The organism is Pseudoalteromonas sp. MMG012, from assembly GCF_018100875.1.
GTDB lineage: Bacteria > Pseudomonadota > Gammaproteobacteria > Enterobacterales > Alteromonadaceae > Pseudoalteromonas > Pseudoalteromonas aurantia.
This window is the reverse complement of the sequence record NZ_JAGJEF010000230.1, coordinates 1-472: the sequence shown is the minus strand read 5'-3', so window position 1 is coordinate 472 and position 472 is coordinate 1. Positions and strand designations below refer to the sequence as shown.

Sequence of the window (472 nt, the reverse complement as noted above, 5' to 3'; positions counted from 1 at the left end):
GACAAACTTGCACAAGAGTTAGATGCAACAGAGCGAATGCTGAAAGCGTCGCGTGATAGTGCAACGTCAAAAGAAAGCACGATCATTGAGTTAAAAGCTGACTTAGATAGCAAAAAGTTCAGCGCTGAAAAATGGAAAGGTGAAGCAAAAAGCTTTTTTGAAGCACTGGCTAAAACCCAAAACCAGATCCGCGAAGGTTGCAACCAAATGCTGGTGCTGAGTGAGCAACTTGAAACGATCACGATGGACGACAAAACCTACGACGCTGCTAAATCTGCAATGTATGCCGACAGCAAAATTTTACTAACTCAACTTGCGCATGTATGGAATGAACTATACCGCACTTATGGTGGTTTAGATGACGCCAAGCCCAGCGGTGAATGGCTGGCCGAAATGGGCTTTGAAGCTACGGAGGTGATCGAATGAATGCACTCTCCATAGAATATTGGGCACAACAGCTAGACAACGCAGG

At 45.3% G+C, this 472-nt stretch carries 1 pseudogene; it reads left to right on the top strand.

Annotated features, from left to right (window positions below):
- A pseudogene (locus J8L97_RS23195) lies at nucleotides 1-426 on the top strand (hypothetical protein); the annotation flags it as partial.
- Nucleotides 427-472 lie beyond the last annotated feature (46 nt).